General features: G+C 68.4%; 20 protein-coding genes. 3 read left to right on the top strand and 17 right to left on the bottom strand.

The genetic code is table 11. The annotated features are described in order from the left end of the window. Positions 1 to 41: 41 nt before the first annotated feature. Together C5O79_RS28420 and C5O79_RS28415 are read left to right on the top strand one after the other, a co-directional pair. Positions 42 to 1,346: an FAD-binding oxidoreductase gene (locus tag C5O79_RS28420; protein WP_124619665.1), complete on the top strand. Its 1,305-nt coding sequence runs from the start codon at positions 42 to 44 to the stop codon at positions 1,344 to 1,346. A 25-nt stretch (positions 1,347 to 1,371) separates the two neighbouring features. Beyond that, positions 1,372 to 2,673: an FAD-binding oxidoreductase gene (locus tag C5O79_RS28415; protein WP_122474415.1), complete on the top strand. Its 1,302-nt coding sequence runs from the start codon at positions 1,372 to 1,374 to the stop codon at positions 2,671 to 2,673. 114 nt (positions 2,674 to 2,787) lie between these two features. Here C5O79_RS28415 and C5O79_RS28410 read toward each other — a convergent pair whose 3' ends face one another. From C5O79_RS28410 to C5O79_RS28370, 10 genes are all read right to left on the bottom strand, one after another. Continuing rightward, positions 2,788 to 3,453 carry a DUF799 domain-containing protein gene (locus C5O79_RS28410; protein WP_122474416.1) on the bottom strand — a complete coding sequence of 222 codons (666 nt, stop codon included), beginning with the start codon at positions 3,451 to 3,453 and terminating at the stop codon, positions 2,788 to 2,790. A 10-nt stretch (positions 3,454 to 3,463) separates the two neighbouring features. Then, positions 3,464 to 3,907 carry a DUF4810 domain-containing protein gene (locus tag C5O79_RS28405; protein WP_122474417.1) on the bottom strand — a complete coding sequence of 148 codons (444 nt, stop codon included), beginning with the start codon at positions 3,905 to 3,907 and terminating at the stop codon, positions 3,464 to 3,466. Positions 3,908 to 3,974: 67 nt separating this feature from the next. Next, positions 3,975 to 4,652, bottom strand: coding sequence for a CsgG/HfaB family protein (locus C5O79_RS28400; RefSeq protein WP_046544253.1), 678 nt, complete (start codon positions 4,650 to 4,652; stop codon positions 3,975 to 3,977). Between the two features lie 103 nt (positions 4,653 to 4,755). Continuing rightward, positions 4,756 to 4,932: a hypothetical protein gene (locus C5O79_RS38255; RefSeq protein WP_163008985.1), complete on the bottom strand. Its 177-nt coding sequence runs from the start codon at positions 4,930 to 4,932 to the stop codon at positions 4,756 to 4,758. A gap of 355 nt (positions 4,933 to 5,287) precedes the next feature. Then, a complete protein-coding gene (gor, locus tag C5O79_RS28395; protein ID WP_131931947.1) occupies positions 5,288 to 6,646 on the bottom strand; it encodes a glutathione-disulfide reductase in 1,359 nt (452 codons plus the stop codon). Between the two features lie 243 nt (positions 6,647 to 6,889). Then, positions 6,890 to 7,120 (bottom strand): hypothetical protein, encoded by a 231-nt coding sequence (locus C5O79_RS28390; RefSeq protein WP_039369187.1) that lies wholly within the window; start codon positions 7,118 to 7,120, stop codon positions 6,890 to 6,892. 375 nt (positions 7,121 to 7,495) lie between these two features. After that, positions 7,496 to 8,617 carry a porin gene (locus C5O79_RS28385; protein WP_039369128.1) on the bottom strand — a complete coding sequence of 374 codons (1,122 nt, stop codon included), beginning with the start codon at positions 8,615 to 8,617 and terminating at the stop codon, positions 7,496 to 7,498. A 315-nt stretch (positions 8,618 to 8,932) separates the two neighbouring features. Further along, positions 8,933 to 9,631, bottom strand: a complete 699-nt coding sequence (locus tag C5O79_RS28380) for a YoaK family protein (protein WP_046544251.1) — start codon at positions 9,629 to 9,631, stop codon at positions 8,933 to 8,935. A gap of 57 nt (positions 9,632 to 9,688) precedes the next feature. Then, positions 9,689 to 10,216 (bottom strand): chromate transporter, encoded by a 528-nt coding sequence (locus C5O79_RS28375; protein ID WP_046544250.1) that lies wholly within the window; start codon positions 10,214 to 10,216, stop codon positions 9,689 to 9,691. Continuing rightward, complete coding sequence (locus tag C5O79_RS28370; protein ID WP_047852316.1) at positions 10,213 to 10,851, bottom strand: chromate transporter; 639 nt, start codon at positions 10,849 to 10,851, stop codon at positions 10,213 to 10,215. Before C5O79_RS28370 ends, C5O79_RS28375 begins: the two co-directional genes overlap by 4 nt. Positions 10,852 to 10,947: 96 nt before the next feature. On the opposite strand from C5O79_RS28370, the gene C5O79_RS28365 reads away from it, so the two are divergent. Further along, the gene (locus C5O79_RS28365; protein WP_046544248.1) at positions 10,948 to 11,832 is read left to right on the top strand and encodes a transcriptional regulator GcvA; all 885 of its coding nucleotides are present in this window, start codon (positions 10,948 to 10,950) and stop codon (positions 11,830 to 11,832) included. Positions 11,833 to 11,889: 57 nt separating this feature from the next. On the opposite strand, the gene C5O79_RS28360 is transcribed toward C5O79_RS28365, so the two are convergent. The 7 genes from C5O79_RS28360 to flgH form a co-directional block, all read right to left on the bottom strand. Then, positions 11,890 to 13,197: a solute carrier family 23 protein gene (locus tag C5O79_RS28360; RefSeq protein WP_046544247.1), complete on the bottom strand. Its 1,308-nt coding sequence runs from the start codon at positions 13,195 to 13,197 to the stop codon at positions 11,890 to 11,892. Between the two features lie 276 nt (positions 13,198 to 13,473). Next, positions 13,474 to 14,715 (bottom strand): flagellar hook-associated protein FlgL, encoded by a 1,242-nt coding sequence (gene flgL, locus C5O79_RS28355; protein ID WP_046544246.1) that lies wholly within the window; start codon positions 14,713 to 14,715, stop codon positions 13,474 to 13,476. A gap of 22 nt (positions 14,716 to 14,737) precedes the next feature. Continuing rightward, a complete protein-coding gene (gene flgK / locus C5O79_RS28350) occupies positions 14,738 to 16,720 on the bottom strand; it encodes a flagellar hook-associated protein FlgK (protein WP_046544245.1) in 1,983 nt (660 codons plus the stop codon). Between the two features lie 196 nt (positions 16,721 to 16,916). After that, complete coding sequence (locus C5O79_RS28345) at positions 16,917 to 17,672, bottom strand: flagellar brake protein (protein ID WP_047852318.1); 756 nt, start codon at positions 17,670 to 17,672, stop codon at positions 16,917 to 16,919. Positions 17,673 to 17,896: 224 nt separating this feature from the next. After that, positions 17,897 to 18,880 (bottom strand): flagellar assembly peptidoglycan hydrolase FlgJ, encoded by a 984-nt coding sequence (flgJ, locus tag C5O79_RS28340; protein ID WP_046544243.1) that lies wholly within the window; start codon positions 18,878 to 18,880, stop codon positions 17,897 to 17,899. Continuing rightward, a complete protein-coding gene (locus C5O79_RS28335; RefSeq protein ID WP_240687928.1) occupies positions 18,881 to 20,071 on the bottom strand; it encodes a flagellar basal body P-ring protein FlgI in 1,191 nt (396 codons plus the stop codon). Next, on the bottom strand, positions 20,071 to 20,763 hold the full coding sequence (flgH, locus tag C5O79_RS28330) for a flagellar basal body L-ring protein FlgH (RefSeq protein ID WP_046544242.1): 693 nt from the start codon (positions 20,761 to 20,763) through the stop codon (positions 20,071 to 20,073). Before flgH ends, C5O79_RS28335 begins: the two co-directional genes overlap by 1 nt. Positions 20,764 to 20,781 lie beyond the last annotated feature (18 nt).

The following is a 20,781-nucleotide window of genomic DNA, read 5'->3' as shown; positions in this document are numbered from 1 at the left end:
CGCGACGCGCCGCCGCCGGCTGCAACGAGGGAGTCGGATTCATGACGCAGTCTTTCACCCGCCGTGCCGATGCGCTCGCGCGCGACTCGTACTACGAAGCGACGGCCGTGCGCCCCGCCGTGGACGATCCCGCGCTCGACGGGACGATCGACGTCGACGTCTGCGTGATCGGCGCCGGCTTCGCGGGCCTGTCGACGGCGCTCGACTGCCGTGCTCGCGGGCTGTCCGTCGCGGTAATCGACGCGCACCGGCCCGGCTGGGGCGCGTCGGGCCGCAACGGCGGCCAGGCGATCACCGGCTTCGCGAAGGACGAAGAAATCGAGCGGCAGCTCGGCGCCGACGGCGCGCGCGCCGCGTGGTCGCTGTCGCTCGACGGTGTCGCGCTGATCGCCGAGCGAATCGCGCGCTACGGGATCGACTGCGACTTCACGCGCGGCTACCTGACGGTCGCGACGAAGCCGCGTCGCATCGACGACCTGCGCGCATGGATGGATGCCGCAACCCGGCGCTGGGGCCATCCGTCATTGTCGTGGCTCGACACCGGCGAGATTCGCGCGCGCATCGCGTCGACGCGCTATCTCGCGGGCGTCTACGATCCGCTGTCGGGGCACCTGCATCCGCTCAAGTACTGCCTTGGCCTCGCCGATGCCGCGCGCCGCGAAGGCGTCGCGCTGTACGCGCATACACCCGCGCTCGACATCGTGCGAGGCGAGCGGCCCGTCGTGCGCACGCCGTCGGGCGACGTGCGCTGCCGGTTCGTCGTGTCGTGCTGCAATGCGGGCCCCGGCGGCGTGCTGCCGGCCGCGACGGCCGCGCGCATCGCGCCGATCGCGTCGTACATCATCGCGACCGAGCCGCTCGGCCAGGCGCGCGCCGATGCGCTGATCGCCCGGCGCGAAGCCGTGTGCGACAACAACTTCTTCCTCGACTATTTTCGGCTGTCGGCCGACCACCGGATGCTGTTCGGCGGCCGCGCGAATTCGGCCGGCGCTTCGCCCGCCACGCTCGCCGAAACGATCCGGCGCCGCATGGCCGGCGTGTTCCCGCAGCTCGGCGACGTGCGCGTCGACCATGCGTGGGGCGGCTTTGTCGACGTCACGCGCAACCGCGCGCCGGATTTCGGCGCGCTCGATCCGAACTTCTTCTACGTTCAGGGCTTCAGCGGCCACGGCGTCGCACTCACCGGCATCGCCGGGCGCGCGGTTGCCGGCGCGATCGCGGGCGACACGCGCGCGTTCGACCTGTTCGCACGCATGCGCCACCGGCGCTTCCCCGGCGGCGACGCCTGGCGGCAACCCGCGCTCGAACTCGGGATGCTGTACCACCGCGTGCGCGAGCTGTTCTGAGCCCACTTCATCCGTTCTCCTGACCATGCAGACATTCGCCAACCAGCCGCACGTCGCGTCCTACTACGCGGCGACCGCCAACGATACGACCCGCCACGCGCCGCTCGCCGGCACGATCGATGCCGACGTGTGCGTGATCGGTGCGGGCCTCACGGGCCTGTCCGCCGCGCTCAACCTCGCCGAGCGCGGCCATTCGGTGACCGTGCTCGAAGCGTCGCGGGTCGGATGGGCGGCGAGCGGCCGCAACGGCGGCCAGCTGATCGGCGGATTCGCGTGCGACATCGACACGTTCGGGCAGTTCATGCCGGACGGCGACGTGAAACGCATCTGGGACATGGGGCTCGAAACGCTGTCGCTCGTGAAATCGCGCATCGCGCAGCACGACATCGACTGCGCGCTGGTGCCCGGCTACCTGACCGCCGCGAACACCGCGCGCGATGCCGACGGGCTGAAGCGCTGGCGCGACGAAGCCGCGAAGCGCTTCGGCTACGACCGCTTCCATTTCGTCGAAGCCGACGAACTCGGCGACTACGTGCAGTCCGAGCGCTATTGCGGCGGCCTGTACGACCCGGACAGCGGCCATCTCCATCCGCTGAACTACACGCTCGGCCTCGCCCGCGCGGCGACCGAGGCCGGCGTGCGGATCCACGAGGACAGCTGCGTGACGCGCGTGCGCGATGTCGCGGGCGGCCATGTCGTCGAGACGAGCGGCGGCAACGTGCGTGCGCGCTTCGTCGTGCTCGCGTGCAACACCTTCGTCGGCACGCTCGCGCCCGCGCTGTCGAAGAAGATCATGCCGGTCGGCACCTACGTGATCGCGACCGAGCCGCTCGGCGACGCGCGCGCCGCCGCGCTGATGCCCGCACGCGCGGCGATCTGCGACAGCCGCTTCGTGCTCGACTATTTCCGGCCGGCGCCCGACACGCGGCTCGTGTGGGGCGGCAAGGTCAGCTATTCGACGCGGGAGCCGCGCGATCTCGCGGCGGCGATGCGCGCGGACATGCTGAAGACGTTCCCGCAGTTGGCGGACGTGAAGGTCGAGTACGCGTGGGGCGGCTTCGTCGACATCACGATGAACCGCGCACCGCACTTCGGTCGCATCGCGCCGACGACGTACTTCGCGCAGGGGTTCTCGGGGCACGGCGTGAACACGACCGCGCTCGCGGGCAAGCTGATCGCCGAGGCGATCAACGGACAGGCGAGCCGCTTCGACCTGTTCGACAAGATCCGCCACCGCGACTTCCCCGGCGGCGAGGCGCTGCGCACGCCGGCGCTGGTGCTCGCGATGAGCTGGTACCGGCTGCTCGACGCGTTCGGCGTGCATTGAGCGGCGGAGTACGCGCCGTCTTTCCTGCCCGCCACTCACGCAAAAGGCCGCGCATCCGCGCGGCCTTTTTTGCTTCGACGACGCGCCGCAGCGGCGTCCGTCATGCGTTGCCCGTCAGTCGGTGCCGTACTTCGGCGAGTGCGGGCCGTACAGGAGGCCGGTCGGCGGCCCCGCCGTCAGCAGCCGCCCACTCGTAAACGCGGCCACGTCATGGCTCTGGTCCATCAGCGTATTCGCGATCTGCTTGACCGCCGCCACCACGAGCATGCCGATCAGGCCGCCGCCGCCGCTGTTGCTGCCTTCATCGCTCGCCGCGCTGGCCCGGCCCTGCCACAGCACGTCGCCGGTGCGCAGGTCGACGAGCTTGGCCGACGCGGACACGACCGTCGCGCTCGCGATGATCCGGTACACGGTGCCGTATTGCGACACCTTCGTGTACAGCGCGGCGTCCGCGCCGAAGATCTCGCGCAGCTTCGCGGGCGGCGTCTCCTGAATCTCGGCCGCGTTGGTCAGGCCGTTCTGCTTGAAGGTTTCGTCCATCACCGCGACCGGCACCACGTAATAGCCGGACTCGGCGAGCGGCAGCGTCATCTGCGACAGCATCCCGTAGGTCGCGCCGACCTCGGAGGTTTCGTTGACCGGCGGCAGCACGAGGATCGAGCGCGGCTGGCTCTTCTTGAACGCCGTGTAGTCGGGGCGTTTCACCGGTTGCGCGCACGCGCTCAGCAGCGCGACGAGCGACAGCACGGACATCAGCTTGAATGAGAGAGACTTGAACATGGCGGGCGCGTCACTGTTTGGCGGTGGTCGGATCGGCATTTTTCTGGCCGGCGATCGTCTGGCCGGCACCCTTCTGCACGGCGGCCTTCGGATCCGCGGCTTTCGGCGCGCCGGTTTTCTTCTTCAGCAGGAAATCCATGTAGGTCGAGGATTCCGGGAACAGCTGCTTCTCGGCCTGCAATTCCTGTTCAGCCTGCTGTTCGTTGCCGACGCTCGCGTACAGCATTCCCAGATGCGCATGGAAGCCCGGCGGAGGCGTATGGCCCTTCCCTCGGATCTCCTGCAGCGCCTTTTCGAGCGCGTCGATCTGCTCCTGCGGCGACTTCTGCCCCTTGAAGTACTCGTACACCTGCGGCTGATAGCCCGTCCACTGATACAGCGGCGGCGTGGAGCTCGCGCAGCCCGCGAGCAGCAATGCGGCGGCCGTCGCCGGCAGCCAGTTACCCCGTTTCATGGTCTTTTCTCTTTTGATGTCGTGGTGATTCGATCGCCTGCGGCGCCGGCCCCGGCGCGCGCGGCGCTTACGGCGCGGTCTTCAGCGCACCGGCGTCGACCTGGTCGACGAGATGGTTCACGGCTTCCTGGATCGCGAGATCGAGCACCTTGCCGTTCAGCGTCGAGTCGTAGCCGGCCGTGCCGCCGAAGCCGATCACCTCGCGGTTCGACAGGCTGAATTCGCCCGCGCCCTGGCTCGATGCGACGACTTCCGACGTCGTCGTATCGACGATGTTCAGGTTGACCTTCGCGTACGCGACCTGCGTCTTGCCGCGGCCGAGAATGCCGAACAGCTGGTGATCGCCGACGTCCTTGCGGCCGAACTCGGTCACGTCGCCCGTCACCACGTAGTTCGCGCCCTTCACGGCCTGCGCCTTCTTCATGAAGCCGGCTTCCTGCTTGATCTCGTCGAGATTCTCGCGATCGAGCACATTGAAGCGGCGGCTCTGTTGAAGGCGCGTGACGAGGATCGTCTTCGCCTGCCCGCCGAGACGGTCGATGCCATCGGAGAAGATGCCGCGCATGTAGCTCGAACGGTTGTCGAACTTGCCGACCGCGATCGCGACGGGCTTGCCCGCATACGGCTTCTGCGCGCTGCTGACGGCCGGCACGTCGAGCGTGCGCGACGATTCGGTCGCGCAGCCGGACAGCGCCGTGACGACGGCGGCCGCCACGAGAACGGTACGTCGTGTGTAGTTGCTCACTGCTGGGTCTCCTTGCGTGGAAAGAATGCCCGGAACGGGCGCGCCGGCTCGCGAACGATACGGCGCTCGGAACAGGTGCGGCGCGAACGGGCCAGCGTGCGCGTCAATGCGCGACGCGCCGGGCCGCGTTTATCGCCGCGTCGGTGAAATCCGGAATGCGAAAGGAATGTGCGCGCAACGGAAGAATTGCGGCAAAAGGCGGAAAAGCGGCGGGATACGCGAGAATCGCGTCAGTACCCGTTACCCCGTTGTTCTGATGACTGCGCTGTTGGTCGCGCATGATCGGCCCCGTTCATGATTTTTCGCAATCATACCAAACGTGTTTATTGAAACGGGAGGTCTTTCAGGCAATTGACGAATTTTCATGTTGTTTGAGCCGAGCATCGCTCAACCCCAGCCAGGACAAGCCCGGCAGGCCGCTTTATAGCATTCGCCCATTACCCGCCACACGTGCAGCCGGATTATCGACTATTAACGCGTGCCGATTGATACTGAATAAGACTTCAGCGCGTAATCGCAATATGTCGAGCGCACTCGTCGCGGAGAAATCGCATGTCTGATTGTGATCGACGCAGACAAGCCTGCGCGTCACCCCGGCCGCCAGCACGACGGCGCGGGACGACGCGCCGCCCCCGCTAATCCGCCACCTTCTGCCGCATCGTCACGAACTCTTCGGCCGCGGTCGGGTGAATGCCGATCGTGTCGTCGAACTGCGCCTTCGTCGCGCCCGCGCGAATCGCGATCGCGATGCCCTGGATGATCTCGCCCGCATCGCGGCCGACCATGTGCGCGCCGACCACGCGCTGGCTGTCGCGCGCGACGACCAGCTTCATCAGCGTGCGCTCGTCGCGGCCCGACAGCGTATGGCGCAGCGCCTTGAACGACGTACGGTAGATATCGACGTCGCCTTCGTACAGGTCGCGCGCGGCCGCCTCCGTGAACCCGACCGTCGCGACCTCGGGCTGGCTGAACACCGCCGACGGCACCCATTCGTGATCGGCCGCGACGCGCGACCCGCCGAACAGCGTGCGGGCGAGCAACCCGCCGTCGCGCGTTGCGACCGGCGTGAGCTGCGGCCGCGACGTGACGTCGCCGATCGCATGGATCGACGGCACCGACGTCGCCGAATACGCATCGACGGCGATCGCGCCACGCGCGTCGAGCATCACGCCCGCCCGCTCGAGCCCGAGCCCGTCGACGTTCGGCACGCGGCCGGTCGCATAAAGCACCTGGTCGTACGGCCCGTGCCGCGCATCGCCGGCGCGCACGCTCAGCGTGCCGTCGTCCGCGCGCTCGATCGACTCGACCACCGAGCGCGCATGGATCGTGACGCCCTGCTTCGTCATCTCGTCGGTCAGGAACTGGCGCACGTCGTCGTCGAAGCCGCGCAGGATCTTCTCGCCGCGATAGAACAGGTCGACGTGGCTGCCGAAGCCGTTGAAGATGCCCGCGAACTCGACCGCGATATAGCCGCCGCCGACCACCGCGATGCGCTTGGGGCACGCGGCGAGCGACAAGGCCTCGCGCGACGTGATCGCATGCTCGATGCCGGGCCGCGCCGGCAGCGACGGGCGCGAGCCGGTCGCGATCGCGATGTGGCGCGCGCGGATCGTGCGGTCGCCGATCGCGACCGTGTGCGCATCGACGAGCGTCGCGCGCCCCGCGTGCATCTCGACGCCCGATTGCCGCAGCAGGTTGATGTAGATGTCGCTGAGCCGGTTGATCTCGCGATCCTTCGCGGCGATCAGCGCGGGCCAGTCGAGCGTGCCGGCGCCGAAGGTCCAGCCGAAGCCCTTCGCGTCCTCGACTTCATGCGGGTAGTGCGATGCGTAGACGAGCAGCTTCTTCGGAATGCAGCCGCGCAGCACGCAGGTGCCGCCGATCTGCTCCTCTTCCGCTATGCCGACACGCGCGCCGCATGACGCGGACATGCGTGCGAGCCGCACGCCGCCCGAGCCGGCGCCGATGACGAACAGGTCGTAGTCGAAATCCATCGCATTCCCTCATCGCAGTTCGGATGAAGGCACGATAGCAAGATTCCGGCATTCTTGCGGTGCACGGTGCAGCCACGCGCGCGCCCAATAAAAAACGGCGAGAGACGTTGCCTCTCGCCGGTCAAACCGGTTGCCGGGTGTGTCATGCGTCACCGATCGACCGCATGCCCGACCTGCCGGCTGCGCGGCACCGGTCCGCCCGGGCGCGCGAAGGGCGCCCCACGGCCGGACCAGCCGCCATGCTCATGCCTGCGACGTGTCGCTGCCGTCCGTCGCCTGCGTGTCGTCCGCAGCCTGTTCGGGCTGGTCTTCCTTCTTCTTCTCGATCAGGCCTTCGAGCGCTTCCGCACCCTTGAAGCCGGCGACGGCAGCGGCCGCCTTGGTCAGCAGGCCCGCATCCGGATCCAGCTTTTCCGCGCCTTCGACAGCGGCGACTGCGCCAGCGATTTCACCCACGGTGTTCAGGATACCCATCGTCATCCCCTTTCAAGAAAATCGTGAGCGCATCGTCCCACGAAAAAAACCGGCGGACCGTGATTGTCATCACCGGATACACAAGTTACGCACCAGGCCGGCCGCACTCGCCGAGCGCGACCGGAACGACGCACGCGCGCGCCTGGCGGCACGCAACGGGCGATGCTCGCAGCGTAGCGGAAAGCCTTCGCGTGCACTGTAAAAGTATGTTCTGGATTGCCGACGAAACCCTTACGGCGCGGGGGTCGCGTGATGAAGCATTCGCCGAATAGTCGTGCGCGCGCATGAAGGTCGCGTGACGAAAAAAAAGAGGCGCCTCGCGGCGCCCCTTCGATGCATGCCGGACGACTGCCGGCGCATGCGTTCCGACGTTCGTCAGAAGATATTGCGCAGGCCGATCGCGATGCCGGTCTGGTTGCTGCGACCCGGCAGCTCGACGTTCGCCGCGCCGTTCGTCTTGTTGAAGTCGACGGTGCCGTAGACTTCCGTGCGCTTGCTGAGCGCGTACTCGGCGATGCCGACGATCGCGTAGCGGTTGCCGCTCGCGAGCGTGCCGTTGGTGGTCATCGCATTGCGCATGTGATCGTAGTAGAACGCGCCCGTCAGCGTCAGCGGCGCGCTGACCTGCCAGCTCACGCCCGCGAACGGACCGTCGTCGATCCGGCCGGTGCCCTTCGCGACCGGAATCGTCTGCTGTGCGAGCAGGCTGTCGACGAAGCCCGTGTCGTCCTTCGAGCGCAGGTAGCCCGCATAGATCTTCGCCTTGCTGAACGCATACACGACGTTCGCGTGGTAGATCGTCTGCTTGCGCGCCGAGTTGTCGCTGTTCTGCTGCGCGCCGGCCGCGATGCTGAGCGGGCCCATCACGTACGACAGCGACACGCCCCACGCATTGCCCTTGCCGAGCGAGCCCGGAATCTGGCCCGAGAAGCCGCCGGCGCCGGTCGATTCGTAGTTGGTGCCGGTCGAGTACATCGCCTTCGCGGTCAGGCCTTCGAACTTGCCCGTGTACTTGATCTGGTTGTCCGCATACAGGCCGCCGCCGAGTGCGACCGGCAGCCATGCGTTTTCGAGGTAGTTGCCGACCGTCAGCGGATCGTAGGTGTCCGACAACAGGTCGAACAGCGGCGTCTTCTGGCGGCCGAGGGTCACCGTGCCGTACGGGCTCTGCAGGCCGACGTACGCTGCGCGGTTGAACAGGCGGCCGCTGTCGGCGAAGGCGCCGTTCTGCAGGTTCACGCCGCTCTCGAGGTTGAACACGGCCTTCAGGCCGCCGCCGAGGTCTTCCGTGCCGTAGATGCCGAAGCGGCTGTTCGTGATCGCGCCGTTGGTCATCGACAGCAGGCCGTCGTTCTTGGCGTTGGCGTTGGTCAGGTAGCGGATGCTGGCGTCGGCGACGCCCCAGAGCGTGACGGAGCTTTGTGCGGCCGCGTACTGGCTGGCAAATGCGAGCGCGGCGCCCCCTGCGATGGCTGCGAGTCGGGTGGTCTGCTTCATGAGCTTTCCTTTTTGTAGGTGTCTCCATTCATGGCCGGCCGCGTGCGCAGCCGGGTGGCGATCGCTCACGTTCTTGGCGCGCGCGATGTGGGCTGAATCATATGACGAGTGCCATCGCTGAAAGAAATTGAAATGCGCGGTAACGGCGCAACTGTCGTCCGCGCACAACGTTGCGGCGCGCGAGGCCTGCCCGGCGGGCGGCGGGCGCCGCACGGCAGCGACCGCGCGCGGCTTACGGTACGTCAGATCCGTAAGGATCACGCAGCAGGTGCCGCGCAACGGGCGCACGCTGGGGCGCGCCCGCGGGATGCGCGGTCACGCGGCCGCCGGCCCGCCGTCGGCCGAGTGCCGGCGCCACGCGCGCCGCACGATTTCCGCGAACGCGCCGACGAGCAGCAGCACGGCGCCCCACAGCGCGACTTCCGGCACGAGCCGCGTCACGAGCCCGCCGACCACCGCGCCGGCCAGGAAGCAGAAGCTGATCGTCGCGAGCAGCGCCGAGTCGTGCAGCGCGCCCGCGTCATAGCGCGGGATCAGCCCGACGAACAGCTTCTGCGCGGCGCGCCGCAGGTTGCCGGTGGTCATCACCGACGTGTACGAGAGTTCCTCGAGATGCGTGAACGACAGCGTCTGCAGCGTCGCGACGAACGAGATGCCCGGAATCAGCCAGCCGCTCGACGCGCCGACGAGGCCGCTCGCGGCGACGCCGAGAAAGGCGATCTCGACGAGCAGGCTCGCGAACGCCGTGTGCTTCATCCAGCCGCGCTGCGCGGCAAGCCCGAGCAGGTGCGCGACGAACACCGCGATCGTGAAGCCGACGAGCGGCGGCACGTGATGCAGCGCGGCGGCCCAGTCGCCGGCCGACAGGTTGATGCCGAGCAGCGCGACGTTGCCGGTCATCGTGTTCGCGAACACGTGGCCGTGGCCGACATACGTGTACGCGTCGAGGTAGCCGCCGGACAGCGTCAGCAACGCGGCGACGGTGAGATTGCGGCTGGCGCCGTCGAGATCCATCGAGCCTCCCGTGAAGATTCGCGCCAGTATGGCGCACGGGCGGTCAAAGTGCGCCGGTCACTGCCCGATGCCCGTGAGCCCGATCAGCGCGCCGCCCGCGAGCAGCCACAGCGGATGGATGCGCGTGCGCCACGCGAGCACCGCGCACGCGGCCGTGATGCCCCACTGGATCGCGGTGCGGTTCGATGCCTCGGAGATCAGCACCGCGCTCGCCGCGACGAGCCCGGCGGTGACCGGCATCATCCCGTGCTGCACATAGCGGCGCCACGGCCGGTCGCGAAAGCGCTCCCACGCATGCAGCGCGAGCACGGTGACGATCGACGACGGCCCGAACTTCGCGAGCGACGCAACCAGCAGCCCGCTCCAGCCGGCCACGTGCCAGCCGACCAGCGACACGATCATCATGTTCGGCCCGGGCGCGGCCTGGGCCAGTGCGAACAGCGCGGTGAACTCGTGCGCGCTCATCCAGTGATGGACGTCGACGACCTGCCGCTGCATCTCCGGCAGGATCGTGTTGCCGCCGCCGAACGCGAGCAGCGACAACTGGCTGAAGATCGTCGCGATGGCGATCAGCGTGTCGTTCATGGCCGGCCTCCCGGCTGCGTGTCACGCGCGGCGGCCTGCGCCGGCTGCGGCGTGCCTGCGTCGCGGCGCCGCGACGCGAGCCACACGCTGACGGGCGTCAGCACGAGCATCGTGGTCAGCAACGGAATGCGCAGCACCGCGATCGCGACGAACGCGAGCGCCGCGATGCCGGCCGCCGCCCGCGCATGCCGCAGCGGCTTCAGGACCTTCACCGCCATCGCGACGAGCAGCCCGGCCGCCGCCGCGGCAAGGCCCGCGAACAGGTGCTGCACGCGCGGATCGTTCTGCGTCTTCGCGTACAGCACGCCGAGCGCGACGACGACGAGCGTCGGGCCCGCGATCAGCCCGAGAATGCCGGCGAACGCGCCGGCGACGCCGCGAAAGCGCATGCCGACGGCCACCGACAGGTTGATCACGTTGCCGCCCGGCAGGAACTGGCACAGCCCGAGCAGATCGGTGAATTCGTCGGCGGAGAGCCACTTGCGTTCTTCGACGATGGTGCGCCGCGCGAACGGCAGCGCACCGCCGAACGACATGAGGCCCAGCGACAGGAAACCGGTGAACAGCTCGGCGAGGCCGACGCTGCGGGGTGATGCGGCCGGCGGCGGGGCGGTCGGCGGAGAAGCGGATTGCATGGGGTTCCTTATCAAACGGTGAACCGAGGTTACCGCCGTTCGGAATACCGGCAAAACGATTTTATCGGCGCGCCCTTGTGATCTAGAATCACAAGCATGGCACGCGATCTCCCGCCCTTTTCCGCGCTTCGGGCCTTTGAAGCCGCGGCACGACACGAAAGCTTCAGCGCCGCCGGCGACGAGCTGCATGTGACTCACGGTGCCATCAGCCGGCAGATCGCCGGGTTCGAGGCCTGGCTCGGCAAGCCGGTGTTCCACCGCTACGGCAAGCGCGTGAAGCTCACCGACGAAGGCCGCCGCTACCTGGACACCGTGCGCGCCGCATTCGACAGCATCGCGCTCGCGACCGAGCAGCTGCGCAACACGGGCGCCGCGCGCGTGCTGCGCATCAATGCGCTGCCCACCTTCGCGATGAAATGGCTGCTGCCGCGCCTGTCGAGGTTCCAGCGCGACGTGCCGAGCGTCGAGCTGAAGCTGTCGACTTCGAACGCGCCGCTCGACGCGCTCGACGGCTTCGATGTCGCGATCCGCCGCGGCCCCGGCCACTGGCCGAACTGCACGAGCGGCCACTTCCTCGACGAAAGCGTGATTCCCGTCTGCAGCCCCGCGCTGCTCAAGCGCGCGCCGATCGCGCGCGCGGACGATCTCGCGCGCCACGTGCTGCTGCATTCGGATACGCGGCCGGAAGGCTGGCGCGACTGGTTCGCGGCGGCCGGCGTGGCGATGAAGGGGCGCAAGCGGCAGTCGTTCGACCACTTCTACCTGGCGCTGCAGGCGGCCGTCGACGGCCTGGGCGTCGCGCTCGGCCCGTTGCCGCTGATCGACGACGAACTCGCGAGCGGCCGGCTGGTGATGCCGCTGGACGGGCCGCGCATCGCGACGCGCAGCTACTGGTGGATCGCGCCGCGCGCGCCGGCGGACGATCCGCTCGTCGCGCAGTTCTGCGCGTGGCTGCAGACGCAGTCGAACGTCGGCGCGTAGCGCGTCGACGTTCGACGCAAAAGATGATGCGGGCGGCAGGGGCCGCCCGCCGGAAGCTCAGACCACCGGGCCCGGTTCCTTTTCCTTGCGCAGGATCGCGTACAGGATGATCGCGCCGAACGTCGCGGTGCCGATCCCGCCGAGCCCGAAGCCGCCGATCTTCAGCGAGAAATCGCCGGCGCCGAGCACCAGCGTGACGGCCGCGACGATCAGGTTGCGGTTGTCGGAGAAGTCGACCTTGTTGACGACCCAGATCCGCGCGCCCGTCACCGCGATCAGCCCGAACACGACGATCGACACGCCGCCGAGCACCGGGCCCGGAATCGTCTGGATCACCGCACCGAACTTCGGCGAGAAGCCGAGCACGATCGCGATCACCGCGGCGACCGCGAACACGAGCGTCGAGTAGATCCGCGTGACGGCCATCACGCCGATGTTTTCCGCGTAGGTCGTCACGCCCGTGCCGCCGACGCTGCCCGACACGATCGTCGCGAGCCCGTCGCCGATGAACGCGCGGCCCACGTAGCGATCGAGGCTGGTGCCCGTCATCGCGCTGACGGCCTTGATGTGGCCGAGGTTTTCCGCGACCAGGATCACCGCGATCGGCGCGAGCATCAGCATCGCGTGCGGATCGAACACCGGCGCGCGGAAGCTCGGCACCCCGAACCAGGCCGCCTGCCCGACGATCGAGAAATCGATCGGCTTGCCGAGCCCCATTCCGTTGGTCGCGACCGCGTAGATCGCGTAGGCGATCACCAGCCCGACGAGAATCAGCAGGCGCTGCACCATGCCGCGCGAGAACACCGCGACGCCGCCGACGCACAGCACCGTGACGAGCGCCATCACCGATTCGAAGGTCGAGCCCGACACGCCCTTGACCGCGATCGGCGCGAGGTTCAGCCCGATCACCGCGACCACCGCACCGGTCACGACGGGCGGCATCAGCGTCTCGATCCAGCGCGTGCCGATCGCCTGCACCAGCAGGCCGAGCGCGACGTACACGACGCCGCACGCGACGATCCCGCCGAGCGCGACCGGGATGTTCGGGTTCGGGCCGCTGCCGCCGTAGCCGGTCACCGCGATCACCAGGCCGATGAACGCGAAGCTCGAGCCGAGGTAGCTCGGCACGCGGCCGCCGACCAGCACGAAGAACAGCAGCGTGCCGATGCCCGACATGAAGATGCACAGGTTCGGGTCGAAGCCCATCAGCAGCGGCGCGAGCACGGTCGAGCCGAACATCGCGACGACGTGCTGCACGCCCATCGCGACCATCTGCGGCCACGCGAGGCGCTCGTCGGGGCCGACCACGCGCGAGGCCGCGCCGGTCGATTGCACCCGCCAGCGCGGGAAGTAGGAATCGGACATGGGGAAAAGGGCTCCTGTCGGTCGCCGGCTGCGGAGGATGCGCCGGTCTGGAATCTGGCGCGAGTTTACGGAGCGGAAATGGGGCTGGCAAGCAGACTGGCAAGCGGGCCGCCGAGCGGGGCCAGCGAGCACGATGCGCGGCTTGCCGCATGTGCGAAACGGGGCACGATGGTGCGCCCCGGTGAAGCGCCCGTCCGCGCGGGAACCTGCGCGGGCGGCGATCGGCGCCGGCGGCGACGCAAGCGTGCGCTCACATCGCGGCCGGCGCGGCCGACATCAGGGGTTGATGTACTGGAACAGCGACAGGTTCTGCAACTGCGCGTACGCCTTCTGCGAGCCCGTCAGCGCATTCTGCATCTGCAGGAACTGGCTGATCGTCGTCACCATGTTGGTGCTCGTCAGGTCCGACAGGTTGCTGGTGACCTGCAGCGACGCGGTCTGGTTGACGGCCTGCATCGCCTTGACTTCCTGCTCTCGGCCACCGACCGATGCCTGGATCGTCGTGACGTTGCGCATCGTGTTGCCAAGCTTGGTCGAGCCGGTCATCAGCGCGTTCTTCAGCGCCGCGCCCGCGACCGGGTTGCCCGTCACGGGCGTCTTCAGCGCCGCGATCATCGCGTCGAGCGTCGAGAACACGTCCGAGCCGCCGCTCGCCTGCGGCGCCGGCTCGACAGCAAACGTGTCGCCGGCGGACGGCGTGCCCGACACCGACACCGTCATTCCGCTGCCGAGCGAGATCGCCGAGCCCGACGAATAGGCCTGCGCCGGCGTGGTGGTTGGCGGGCTGACCGAGTTGTCGGTCACGGTGTAGGTCGGCGCGGCGGCCGTGCCGCCAAATGTGATCGAGAACTGATGGCCGTTCGTCGCGATCGCAGGGTTCGTCACCGTGACCGTGCCGATCGTGCCGGTGCCCGTGTTGCCCGCACGGGCCGACGGCACCGGCGAGCTGCCGATCGCCGGCACCGACATGAAGACGGCCGCGCCCGAGTCACCCTGCGACACGGTGCTCGAATCGGCGATCTGCACCTGGCGCGTGCCGGTGTCGCCGACATAGGCGACGCTGCCGCTCGGCGTCGTCGAAAACGGCGCCGCCGAATTCTTCGTGCCGGCGAACAGGTAGTTGCCCGCGCCGTCGTTGGTGTTCGCGAGCGTCATCAACTGGTCGCGGTAACCCTGCAGCTGCGTTGCGAGCGCCGAGCGGTCGCTGTCGGACATCGAACCGTCGCCGGCGCGCACGAGCAGCGACTGCGTGCTCGTCAGCACGCCGCTCACGTTCTGCAGCGTCTGGTCCTCGGCCTGCAGTGACGCGAGCGCCGCGTTCTGGTTGGTCGCGTACTGCGACAGCGTCGCCGACGTCATCGACAGCTGCACGGCCTGCGCCGCGCCGGCCGGATTGTCCGCCGCCGTCTGCAGGCTCACACCGCTCGAGATCTGCTGATACAGCTGCGCAAGCTGGGCCTGCTGATCGTTCATTTGTGAAACGTTCAGCTGGAAGAACTGGGCGCTCGAAATCCGCATCGCTTCTATCCCTCGAATCCGGTCAATTGAACATGCCGAGCACGGTCTGGAACAGCGTCGCCGCCGTCTGGATCACCTTCGCGTTCGCCTGGTAGAACTGCTGGTACTGCATCAGGTTGGCCGCTTCCTCGTTCGTGCTCACGCCCGACACCGACTGCTGCGCCTGGGTGATCTGGCCGATCAGCCCGGTCTGCGCGGCGCTCGACGATTTCAACTGGGTCGTCGTGTTGCCGATGCCGTTCACGTAGCTCGCATACGCGCCCGTGAGCGTCGTCGTGCCGTTGCCGAACGCCTTCGCATTGACCAGCTTCGACAGCGCGAGCGCGTTGGAGCCGTCGCTGGTGCCGCCCGCATACGGCCCGATCGTGAACGAGTCGCCGGTCGCCGGTGCGCCGGACAGCGTGACGCTCACGCCGTTGAGCGCGCCCGCTGCCGTTCCCGACATCGTCATCGTCGCGCCGGCCGCCGGATCGTACGGGACGGTGTCCGTCGGGGTGTTGATCGTGACCGACGTCGGCGGCGTGGTGCCGATCGTCACCGTGGTGCCGACCGGGAAACCCGTCAGCGTCTTCGCCGTCGCGTCATAGGTCAGCTTGGTCGTCGGCACTTGATAGCCCGCGGTTACGCCGCCCAGCGTGATCTTGCCCGTGCCGGTGTTGGTGCTCGCCGCCGACGTGACGGCCGGCGATGCCGCCGCGATCGCCAACGCGCTCGTCGTGGCGAGGCCGAAGCCGTTCAGCGCGCCGCGCGTCGGCAGCACGGTGAACTTGTCACCGGCACTCATCGAGCCCGTCGGGATCGAGAAATTCAGGCCGCCGAGCGAAACAGGCATCGGCCCCGCCTTCTGGTCGACCACCGCGCCGCTCGCGCGGTCGGTCAGCGTGTAGTTCGCGCCGTCGAAGGACAGCGTGTAGTCGCTCGCCGTCGGCTGCGACGCATTCGCGAACGACACGGACAGCGTCGCGTTGCCGGTATTGCCCTGGTTCGCGTACACGGTCGGCGACGGCGTCGTGAACAGGTTGCCGCCCTTGTTGCCCGACAGGTCGATGCCGAGCGCGTTCTGCGCGTTGACCTGCGCGGCGAAGCTGGTCGCGATCGCGCCGAGCTGGGCCTGTGCGGGGTCGAGCGTCTGGCTGCGGAACGCGAGCAGGCCGCCGAGCGTGCCGCCCGACAGCGACGAATCGGGCAACGCCTGGTTCGGCCCCTGCGGCTTCGCGCCGGCGATCCCCTGCGACACGACGGTCAGTTCGCTCGGATCCGACGGCGACGTGACGGCCGCAAGCTGGTAGCTCTTGTCGGCGACCACGAGCGGTTGGCCGCCCGACATGAACACGCTGTAACCGCTGTCGTTGCGCACGACCTGGATACCGGCCAGGCCCGACAGGTTCGACACCGCGAGGTCGCGCTGGTCCAGCAGCTGGTTCGGCGGCTGCCCCTGGCTGCTCGCCGCCGAGATCTGCTGGTTCAGCTGCGCGATCTGCGCGGTGTACGTGTTGATCTGCGACACGGTGCTGGTGAGCTGCGTGTTCACGCTCTGGCGCAGCGCGTCGTACTGCTGGCCGGCCGCGTTGAGCTGGTTGGCCAGCGTCTGCGCGTTGCTGATCGCGGTCTGCCGCACCGACGGGTCGGACGCGTTGTTCGCGACGTTCTGCAGCCCGGTGAAGTAGTTCGTGATCCCGGTCGAGACCCCCGCCGTCGGGCTGCCGATGTAGTTGTTCAGCTGCGCGACGAGCGTGTACCACGTCGACAGCGCGCCGCCCTGCGTCTGCGCGGTGTTCAGCTGGTCGCTCAGGTACTGGCTGTACTGCCGCTGCACGGTGACGGTGTTCACGCCTTGCGGCATGTAACCGCTGCCCGAGTATTGGCTGCTCGCTTCCGCGTACACGGGCCGCTGGACCGAATAGCCGGGCGTCGCCGCGTTGCTGATGTTGTTGCTGGTCGTCGTGAGGCCCCAGAGCGCGGCATTCAGGCCGCTGATGCCGAGGTTCATGAGTGTGTTGGACATGCGCGATCCTGATGAGCCGGCCGCGCGTCGCGGCCGCCGGGTTGCGTGACTCCCGGTATAACGGCCGCCAATCGAAAAAATTGAGGAAAAAATGCACGCGCGACGCGCACTCGCGCGTCGCCGGTTCCGGCGTGCGGCCGAGGGGGCCGCAAACGCCGTGCGGGCCGCCCCGGCGGGGCCGGCCGCCGCTTGCGCGTCAGGCCCGCGCGAGCGAGCGGCGCTTCATCTCGAGCTGCGTGATCAGCCGCTGCAGCGTGTTCTCCGCGCTGCCCGGCAGCGACATGTAGCGGAAGCCGAGCTGGAAGCGCCGCGACCCGTTCGGCATCTGCGTCGAACGCTGCGACACGAGCTGCAGGTCGAGCGACAGCTTGCCGTGGCCCGTCAGCTCGAGCTCGACGTCGGGCAGCAGCGTGCCGACCTCGAGCGCCTCGACGCGTTCGTCGGCCGTGCGCAGCCCCACGCCGCCGAGCGACAGGTTGTGCACCTCGAACAGGAAGCTTTCGCCGTCCGGCAGCTTGCCGCGGCACAGGAACGGATCGACGATCGGCGCATCGACGCGGAAATATTCGCGGCGCTGGATGCACATCAGCACGTCGGGGAAATCGGCGACGAACGCGGGCAGCCCCTCGTAGCGCGTCTCGCGCGGCGTGCCCGTGGAGAATTCGACGCGCACGCCCTCCGGCGCGGCCGCGAACACGCAATGCGACGCGCCGAGGATGCCGGCGTTCTGCTCCGCCAGCGCGCCCCAGTCGAACGTAAACGTCCGTGCGCCGACATCCACCTCGAGCAGGCGCGTGACGAGCTGGCCGCCCGGGTACTGGACGGTCAGGAAATCGCCGCGATTGACGAGGTTGCGCAGCTGCACGCCGATTTCCAGCGGATTGCGGCGGGCGTAGTCGGGCCCGGAGTGGCCTGCATCCAGGCTGAGGTCCGTCGACGTTTCGATATTCATGGCTAGCCGGTCTTTCTTGTCATGGGCGCCCGGGCAACCGGTGCGCAATAAAACCGGGCCAGAACGGGGGCCCGGTCGCAGGTCTCTCACACTTAGCGGCAGTGCTGACCGAAAGTTTAGATCGAATTGGGGATTTTTTTCGCGCAAACGTTGAAACCGCGCGCGGCGGCTGCCGGGCGCGGTCCAGAGGGTGCAACAGGACAGGCGGAAGCCGACGGGGGCCGTCAGCCGATCTGCTGCATGATCGAGATCAGCTTTTTCGCGTAGTTCGGGTCGGTCGCGTAGCCGGCCTTCTGCATCCCGTGCGCGAAGCCTTCGACGCTGCGGCTCGCGCTCAGCACGCCCGAGTAGCGCGGGTTGTTCTTCAGCAGGTTCGCGTAATCGGTCATCGCGTGCTCGTACGAATCGTACGCGCGGAATTTCGCGACCACGCGGCGCGGCGTGCCGTTCACGTATTCGGTGGTGAGCGCCGACACCGTGCGGCCGGTCCAGCCCTTGGTCGCCTTGATGCCGAACACGTTGTAGCTCGTCGAGCCGTCGGTCGCGCGGATCTCGCGCTTGCCCCAGCCCGATTCGAGCGCGGCCTGCCCGACGATGAAGCGCGCCGGGATGCCGGTCGACGCGCTGGCCGCCTGCGCGGGGCCCGCGAGCCGATCGACGAACGCGTCGGCGTTCTGCACGCCACTCGCACCCTTCAGCGGCGGCGTCAGCGCGCTGCCGGCCGAATAGCCGCGCGTGCCGGCGAGCCCGCCGTTGTTGGCCGCGTTCGCGTAGGCCTTCGCCATCGCGTTCATCGCGGCGAGGCCGCCTTCGTTGCCGGACCCGCCGAAGCCGGCCGCGCCCAGCCCGGCCGCGCCGACGTCGGCCGCCGTGTCGCTGCCCGCGCCCTGGCCCGCATTGCGCAGCAGTTGCTTCATCAGCGCGTCGGCCACGCCGATCCCGCGCGTCGACATCTGCTGCGCGAGCTGCTGGTCGAGCATCGACGTGTACATCTTCGACGTATGCGAATCGAACAGCCCGCCGTCGGGCGACGCGTCGCGCATGCTCTTGAGCATCATCTGCGTGAACATCGCGTCGAACTGGCCGGCGACCGCCTTCGCGCCGGCCTGCGGCGACTGCTTCGCCTGCGCGCGCAGGGCGTCGAAACCCTGCACGTCGAGCGCAAAGCGCTGCGTGAGGTCGTTCGCGTTCGGGAGACTGGCTGCCATTTAGATGATCTCCAGGTCGGCGCGCAACGCGCCGGCGGCCTTCATCGCCTGCAGGATCGACATCAGGTCCGCGGGCGTTGCGCCGAGCGTGTTCAGCGCCTTCACGACGTCGGCGAGATTCGCGCCGGCCGTCACCATCTTCAGCGCGCCGTTGTCCTGCTTCAGCTGGATCTGCGACTGCTGCGCCACCACCGTCTGCCCGTTCGAGAACGGCCCCGGCTGCGATACCACCGGCTGCGTGTTGACCACGACCGACAGGTTGCCGTGCGCAACCGCGCAGCTCTGCAGCGTGACCATCTGGTTCATCACGATCGAGCCGGTGCGCGCGTTCAGGATCACCTTCGCCGCGGCCTTGTCCGGGCTGACGTCGAGGTTCTGCAGCCGCGCCATGAACGCGACCTGCTGCGCCGAATCGGCCGGCGCGGCCAGCTGGATCGTGCGGCCGTCGAGCGCCGTCGCGGTGCCCGGGCCGAAACTCGAATTGACCGCGGACACGATCCGCTGCGCGGTGCCGTAGTCCATGTCGTTCAGTTGCAGCTGCAGCACGCCGTTCATCTGCGCGATCGCGTTCGGCACCGAACGCTCGACGATCGCGCCGCCGACGATCCGGCCGGCCGCGAGCTGGTTCACCTGCACGCGGCTGCCGTTCGCGCTGGCGCCGGCGCCGCCGACCGCCATGTTGCCCTGCGCGAGCGCATAGACCTGGCCGTCCGCGCCTTTCAGCGGCGTCAGCAGCAGCGTGCCGCCGCGCAGGCTCTTCGCGTTGCCGAGCGACGACACGGTGACGTCGAGCGCCTCGCCCGGCCGCGCGAACGGCGGCAGCGTGGCGGTCACCATCACGGCCGCGACGTTCTTCAGCTGCATGTTGCTCAGCTGCGACGCGCCGCCGTTGGCCGAACCGTTGTTGATCGAGATGCCGAGGTTCGCGAGCATGTTCGCGAGCGTCTGCGTCGTGAACGGCGTCTGCATCGTCTGGTCGCCCGTGCCGTCGAGGCCGACGACGAGGCCATAGCCGATCAGCGGGTTGTCGCGCACGCCCTGGATCTGCGCGAGATCCTTCAGGCGTTCCGCGTGCGCGGGCGCCGCGCCGAGCAAGCACGCCGCGGCCACCGTCGCGAACGCGACGGCGAGCCGTGCGGCGCCATGCGCGCGGGCCCGGAAGCGGTCGAGAAGCGTCTTCTTCATCGTCATCACCACGGCGCGATGTTGAGGAAGAAGCGCTGCAGCCAGCCCATCGTCTCGGCTTCGTTGATGTAGCCCTTCGACGAGTATTCGATCTTCGCGTCGGCGACCTGCGTCGAGTAGACCGAGTTCGCGCCCGAGATCGTGTTCGGGTTGACGACACCCGAGAAGCGCACGAATTCGTTGCCCTGGTTGATCAGCATCTGCTTCTCGCCGCTGACCACGAGGTTGCCGTTCGGCAGCACGTTGGTGACGGTCACCGTGATCGTGCCGTTGAACGTGTTCGCCGCGCTCGCGCCACCGGTCGCCGCGAACTTGTTGTTGCCCGCCGCCGACAGGTTCGCCTTCGCGAACAGGCCGCCGAGGAAGCCGGCCGTCGGCACGTTGAAGTCGGTGGTGCCCTGCCGGTTCGTGTTCGCCCCCGACGACTTGGTCGCGTTGATGTTCTCCGCGATCATGATCGTCAGGATGTCGCCGACGTTGCGCGGACGCTGATCCTCGAAGAGCGGCCGCCCCGCGTAGCCCGGGTTGTAGATCGAGCCGGGCGCCTGCATCGACATCGGCGTCGGCGGCTGCGCCGTCATCGGCTGCTGGATGATCGGATCGCGCGGAATCTGCGCGCAACCGGCGGCGAGCGCCGCCACCGCGACCGCGCATGCGGCGCGGACGGTGGCTGACGGGAGGAGGCGAACCTGCTTCATGGCGACGGCGGGTGTTCC

The sequence above is a fragment of the Burkholderia sp. SRS-25 genome (genome assembly GCF_004343765.1).
Classification (GTDB): Bacteria; Pseudomonadota; Gammaproteobacteria; order Burkholderiales; family Burkholderiaceae; genus Burkholderia; species Burkholderia contaminans.
The sequence above is the reverse complement of the archived record's forward strand: the minus strand, read 5'-3'. Positions and strand labels throughout refer to the sequence as shown.